A 5,623-nucleotide genomic window follows, 5' to 3' on the forward strand; every position below is an offset into this window, starting at 1 on the left:
TGTCAATGGCCAAAACCCTGACATCCTCGATGGCCATTGACCGTCGTCGGGGGGAAGTCTTGCTCCCCACCGACAGAAGGGGTATTAAACCTAAGGACAACGTAGACCGCACCAATAAACCGTCCACGAAAACGGGACACCTTCAACCTCCGCTTTCCCCGTGCGGCACCGCCGACGCCGGGAGACGATCCGTAACCCGAACGGGGCCAGCAGGTTAGAGAATAGTCTCCGTGCACGTCGGAGAGCCCTCACTGTGCACATGTCCCCCGTTGTCTCATGTGCACTCCCCGATCGGCACGGAACCCCATTTTTCAGCGGTCAAGATCGACCTTTCGGAATCCGGCTCGAACCCCAGATTACGAAACCTGCCGGGAGGACGACCACGGCAGATCAACGGAGCCCGACGGAAGCCGGTTGCCGCCTCCCGCCAGCCAGATAGCTTGGCCAGTCCTCCATGACCCGCCGGCGCTCGAACAGATCCGTCCGCCGGTACGCCGCCTCGACTTTGTTTTTCACCATATGAGCCAGCGCCGCCTCGTCCCCCCTCGCCGCCGTGAGCACCAGGAACTCGAAGGCCAACAGGGCCAGGTCCTTCGGGTCCGAGGCCCGTAGCTTCCTGAGCACCGAGGCCAACTCCCGGTGCGGCAAGGCCCGCATATGCCGCACTCCTGCGCCCTCTGGCTCCAGACCGGAGCGATCGTGTCCGCCGGCGCTGGACTCCTCGCCATCGTGTCGAGGCTCCCATAACGCTGGTGGAAGCGGCCGCTGCAAGAATGAGCTGGACCCACGTTGGTATCGTAATCATCTCAGTGGTGGCACTTTTGTTGGCCGCGCTGGCTGGAAGGCTGTGGACTCGCCGACGCTTGGCGCAAGGATCCAGGACACCGAAAGGAATCAGTGGGCGCCAGACGGCGATGCTTGGAGCCAAATCGTCCCCAGCCTGGAACACCGCATGCAGCATCGGCTCGTGAACCGCGATCCGATCCGATACGGGATTGTCTCCAAGCCCGGGAAGGGGACCCTATCCGGAGCGCCAGATCACTGCCGCCGATCCAGCCGGTACGAGGACCACATTTCTCCACTTCATAGGGCGTTTCTTCCACCTCCGCTTTCCCCGTGCGGGCGCGGCGAAGCCGGGAATGTGGCCGTAACGGCATGAGCAACAAAGAGTTCGGGGAAAGTGGATTTGTGAATCGCCGGGACCGCTTTTTGTGAATCCACCCCGCATGTCCCATTCACACTTCCGGATCGGCACGAGAGGCCCTTTACACAGACGCGAAACGAGTCGCCGTAAACCTTTGCGACTGCCAAGTGCGGAACTGTCTCGGCGACCGTCTACAACGTTCGCAATACTGCTCACCTAGTTCGACCCGATAGTCTCGGTTTCCATGTGTCCATCCTGCGACACCGGCTCGGTGGGTCGCGAATTATTGTGGGTAACGTACGCTACCGTGACTGGTTGTGCCCGGCCCGCTGCACGCTTCCGCTGAGTGTAAACCCGTCCGTGGCGACATCGCTGCGCCGGCGCTCCCTCCGGTCGTCAATCGCGCCGGCAGCCGCATAATTTGCTGCGGACGAGATCTTCTCGACCGGATCTCCAGTCCTGAGACGCGCCGGGCCTACGGCCGGGCCGTCGGGTGGTTCCTCGAGTTTTGCGAGGGCGAGGACTTGGAGTTCCACCGCGGCACGCCCGGCTTGGCTGGCCGGTTCCTGCGGGACCTACCCGTCTCGGCCGCCACCAAGAACCAAGCCCTCGCCGGCTTGCGGCATTTTTTCGACGCACTGGTCACCCGCCACGCCGTCGTCCTGAACCCCTTGCACTCAGTTCGGGGGATCTAGCACCAAGTACTCGACCGCAAGACCCCGGAAATCAGCCTGCCGCAATAATCACGGCGGCTTTTCGCAGCCATTGATCTGGACTCCCCATTGAGGTTTCGGGAACGAGCCATGCTCAAGCGCCACCTCGCCGCCTCTGGGCTCCCCGACAACCTGACACCTCACTCCTTTCGCGTCATGGTCGTCACCGCCCTGCTCTCCCAAAACGTCCCGGTCGAAGAGGTCCAGCACCTGGTCGGGCATTCTCACCCGTGCACGATCCAGCTCTACGACCGCCGGCGCCGGCGTGTCACCCGCAGCATCGTCGAGCGGATCCCCTTCTGAGTCCACTCCTAGGCGGCATCCCAATCGCTCCTGCGTGAGACTCCGGGTCTCTTTCGGCATCTCAAGATGGGCCGATCACCCACGCGTCCAGCTTCGAAAGGAGAATCGCCATGGCAAGAAAAAAGTCTCGGCCCGCCAATCTTGGAGGGGGGGTAATCGTCGCTGCTCGGCTGTCCATCATGCGCCACAATATCGGCAGACTGAAAAACTTCTACGACGAAGGCGAGAGGCACTTCAAAAGAGGGTTCAAGGACCTGGAGGATGAGATAGCCCATCTGACAGATGATGAGATCGAGGTCTTTCACCTCGAATATCGCGACGAATTGGAGGATCTGCGGGAGATAAAGAGGAACTTCTCCATTTTCGGTTTATTCACAGTGATTGAGAGATTTCTCCGGCGAACATTGCGCCACCTTCGCAAGGCAGGTGCGCCGGTGGAGGGATGCATTCGGAAGATGTCCTTGGAAGGCATGAAAGACGCATTCAGGAAAATCGGCGTGCCCATAACAGAACCCAACCACGACTGGCACGCGTTGATGGGAATGAAAGAAGTCAGGAACTGCATCGCGCACTACGATGGCCACCCACACAAGGAGATGGCGAAGAAACTACAGTGCGACTACAAAATCCCCGTAATCGAAGAGCGGTGGAAACCGGCGAACGGGGGTAAGTTCGAACCGATTTCTTGGAGCATACAGCTTGCCGACGAATATTTTGGGGAAAGTGCTGAACTCGTCGAACGTGTCTGCAAGCGGGCCGCGAGAGGCTACTCCCAGTTCATGTGAAGAAAAATTTCTCACGGCGGCAGACTTGCAGGGGGCAGGCTCGAAAACTACAAGAATGGGATGAGGCCAGGAATTCAGCGCCTGTGCGCCCATAACTAGGAAGCACGGTGGGCGTTACCCGACGGGGAACCTGGCCCGGATTCTTCAGCTCTGCCGGACGCGTCTGCCTCTCATGAGGGACTGACAACACGGACCCTTTTGCCAGACTGCTGAGAGCATTCTTCCATCGGAGTCTGGAGTTCGAGGCCAAAGGCAGAGCTTGATTTCCGCATTGGGGAACTCCCTCACCCTCCCAATGAGGATGGTAGGATCGCTGTTCCTGTCCAAGGTGCAGAAGGCGATCCGGAACGAAGAAATGGCTGTTATATTCCTTAAGGAGTATTGGCCTCAGATCATGGCGGCCGTGAGGCGGCGCCGGGGCAAGAAGCGAGAGCGCTAACTGGATCGGGAAAGGAGGAGGTGTCGTCCCGCTGAAAAATCGAGCCGATAGGAGCACCTCCGATCGACGATCCAGAAGGTGCCAACGGGGTGAAGCATACGGGCCTGGGTGTTCTTCTGGCTCCCCGCGGTCGCCCTAGCACGGAGGAACCATCTTGAAATCTCAGTACGGCGACCCGAGAACGCTGACATTCTCCCAGGCGTACGGCTACGAGGAGATACCTCAACGTCTGAAGTTAGAGGAATTGTCTGGTGTGGCCAGAACCAAGATGTGGGATGTTCTTTTTTCCAGCCTCGATTATGAAAAGACCTGGGGACCCGGACTTGTCGAACTCGTCTGGTATGACATTCTTCGGGATAAGCATCTGGACGTAGATAACCAAGCGTTGGATCTGTGGGACTTTGAGGGCGCTAAGGACGACCTTCGCCAAGCCGTAATGACGCACCCTTTCAACAAGGTCTTTGATCTCGTTCAGTTCATCCTGCGCCACGCTCAGTGTCCGGCGGACTTAGTCGACGAAATGAAAGAGGCCTTTGAAAAGGGAATGGTGGCCTACATCATCGACGACAATGGTCCTCCTACTATATTTCCGGCAAGCACACCAGAAGAAGGACGGTCCCTGACCAAGGCGCTGCACACATTGCAGCAGGGGGGGCTCAGTGCCGCCGAGGACTTCCTTCGCGATGCATCAAAGGATATCAATCGGGGAGATTGGGCGGGCAGCATCAAAAATAGCGTCGATGCCGCCGAGTCCGTCGCACGAACTCTCGTGCCTAGGGCCCAAACATTTGGGGCGGCGTTGAATGAAATCAAGAAAAATCCCGCATTTTGGCATCCTCAACTCGTGCGGGCGATGGAAAACATATGGACCTATACAAACCAGGCTGGCGTTCGCCACGGATCGCCAGAGCCAACAGGTGAGTACGTCGGCCTGGAAGAAGCTCTATTCATGCTCGGCACCTGTGCGGCAGTTGCGAGCTACCTCTGGCGTAAGCACCCTGCTGGCGAAAAGTCCTAAAAAGTGTGCCCAGCGCGCCAGCCACGCTTACCAAGTGGCCCAGAAGTACGTAGCCAATGGACCGATGCGTACCGGAGTTCACCGATCCCGTCGCCACCGCACAAGGAGCCCAGGCACCGCCCACAGACCTATTCTTTACCTTCGTCCCCTGGTCTCAGCCAACATACGTCGTGCGTTTCAATCGCATTTTCGCGGATCGGGCTAAATCCACCGGCAGAGCTCGCGGCGCCCGATTTCGGCCTGTCAATAGGGTAGGTGTCGACCTTCTGGTGCTGGCCAGCCGTCGCGGATCCTGGACGAGGGAATAAGTACAGTGAAACCCTGCCGCGACCTCCGACTCAGGCCTAAAGGCCAGATCCGCCGTGACGCCGTGACCGGGCACCTCATCTTGCAATGGAGTCGGCAATTACATCTACCTCCTCTATGGCCTGAGCATACGGCAACAGTTCACGACTCATCGAATTCAATGTTCCGATGAGGATCACGGCGACATCTCGATGTTCGACGAGGTGCTGAATCGCTTCGTGGAAGTCACCATCACCAGCCGCTAGAAAGAGCGTTCGCCATTGCCGGTGTCCATAAGAACGCATCAAGTGAAACGCCAGACCGACATCGACAGCCTTTTGTTGGATTAGTTCATATTGGCGCTTGTTGCCCGGATGCAAAACCGGTCCACCCCCCCAAGCTTGTGGCCAATACAGAGCGCGTTTCTGCAGCCAGTAGAGCTTTACTCGCAGTCCGGGGCCGCCAGGTGGTGGGTAGGCCAAAGCACTGTGGAATGCGTTGGTTTTGGCGGTCGGCGGATCTGGGTCCGCGTTGAAATAGTACGCATCCGCTATTTTCACTTGGAATTTTTCTTCTAAGTGCTTCCGAAGCAGCAAATAATCTAGCTTGTCTGAACGGCGTAATGCCTGCCATAGCTTGAAAAGGTACGAGCCGTCGACAAACCAAGCCGCGCTGCTATCAATCATTTCGGCTGTCTCCACAACTAGGCTGCCGAAGGTCAATCCAGAACAATCTAAACATACAGGATCGCCCCCTTATCCTCCACAGTGCTTGAAACGCCAGCTCGAATGCCGGATCCCGAAGCCTGCCGGGAGGACCACCACGGCGGCTCAACGCCGCCGGCCGGACACCAGTGGCCGATTCCCGCCAGCCAGATAGCTCGCCCAGTCCTCCATGAGCACGCGCCGCCGCTCGAACAGGTCCGTGCGCCGGTAC

General features: G+C 58.5%; 7 protein-coding genes. 5 read left to right on the forward strand and 2 right to left on the reverse strand.

What is annotated here, in order from left to right; all coding sequences use genetic code 11:
- Window positions 1-390 precede the first annotated feature (390 nt).
- Window positions 391-657, reverse strand: coding sequence for a hypothetical protein (locus OXT71_10495; GenBank protein ID MDE2926814.1), 267 nt, complete (start codon window positions 655-657; stop codon window positions 391-393).
- Window positions 658-1,461: 804 nt separating this feature from the next.
- On the opposite strand from OXT71_10495, the gene OXT71_10500 reads away from it, so the two are divergent.
- The 5 genes from OXT71_10500 (at window position 1,462) to OXT71_10520 (ending at window position 4,402) form a co-directional block, all read left to right on the forward strand.
- Window positions 1,462-1,839, forward strand: coding sequence for a hypothetical protein (locus OXT71_10500; GenBank protein MDE2926815.1), 378 nt, complete (start codon window positions 1,462-1,464; stop codon window positions 1,837-1,839).
- 108 nt (window positions 1,840-1,947) lie between these two features.
- Entirely contained in the window at window positions 1,948-2,160 is a 213-nt protein-coding gene (locus OXT71_10505) for a tyrosine-type recombinase/integrase (protein MDE2926816.1), read from the forward strand.
- 110 nt (window positions 2,161-2,270) lie between these two features.
- Entirely contained in the window at window positions 2,271-2,945 is a 675-nt protein-coding gene (locus OXT71_10510; GenBank protein ID MDE2926817.1) for a hypothetical protein, read from the forward strand.
- 301 nt (window positions 2,946-3,246) lie between these two features.
- Complete coding sequence (locus OXT71_10515; protein ID MDE2926818.1) at window positions 3,247-3,384, forward strand: hypothetical protein; 138 nt, start codon at window positions 3,247-3,249, stop codon at window positions 3,382-3,384.
- Window positions 3,385-3,538: 154 nt separating this feature from the next.
- Window positions 3,539-4,402 (forward strand): hypothetical protein, encoded by an 864-nt coding sequence (locus OXT71_10520; protein ID MDE2926819.1) that lies wholly within the window; start codon window positions 3,539-3,541, stop codon window positions 4,400-4,402.
- Between the two features lie 383 nt (window positions 4,403-4,785).
- Here the strand turns inward: OXT71_10520 and OXT71_10525 are convergent, their stop codons facing one another.
- Entirely contained in the window at window positions 4,786-5,373 is a 588-nt protein-coding gene (locus tag OXT71_10525) for an NYN domain-containing protein (protein ID MDE2926820.1), read from the reverse strand.
- Window positions 5,374-5,623 lie beyond the last annotated feature (250 nt).

It is taken from the genome of Acidobacteriota bacterium (genome assembly GCA_028874215.1).
Classification (GTDB): Bacteria; Acidobacteriota; UBA6911; order RPQK01; family JAJDTT01; genus JAJDTT01.

Excerpts from the sequence above, each read along its gene's own strand:
- OXT71_10510 (MDE2926817.1), top strand. The coding sequence starts at position 2,271 with ATGGCAAGAAAAAAGTCTCGGCCCGCCAATCTTGGAGGGGGGGTAATC.
- OXT71_10515 (MDE2926818.1), top strand. The coding sequence starts at position 3,247 with ATGGTAGGATCGCTGTTCCTGTCCAAGGTGCAGAAGGCGATCCGGAAC.
- OXT71_10495 (MDE2926814.1), bottom strand. The coding sequence starts at position 657 with ATGCGGGCCTTGCCGCACCGGGAGTTGGCCTCGGTGCTCAGGAAGCTA.
- OXT71_10525 (MDE2926820.1), bottom strand. The coding sequence starts at position 5,373 with ATGATTGATAGCAGCGCGGCTTGGTTTGTCGACGGCTCGTACCTTTTC.
- OXT71_10505 (MDE2926816.1), top strand. The coding sequence starts at position 1,948 with ATGCTCAAGCGCCACCTCGCCGCCTCTGGGCTCCCCGACAACCTGACA.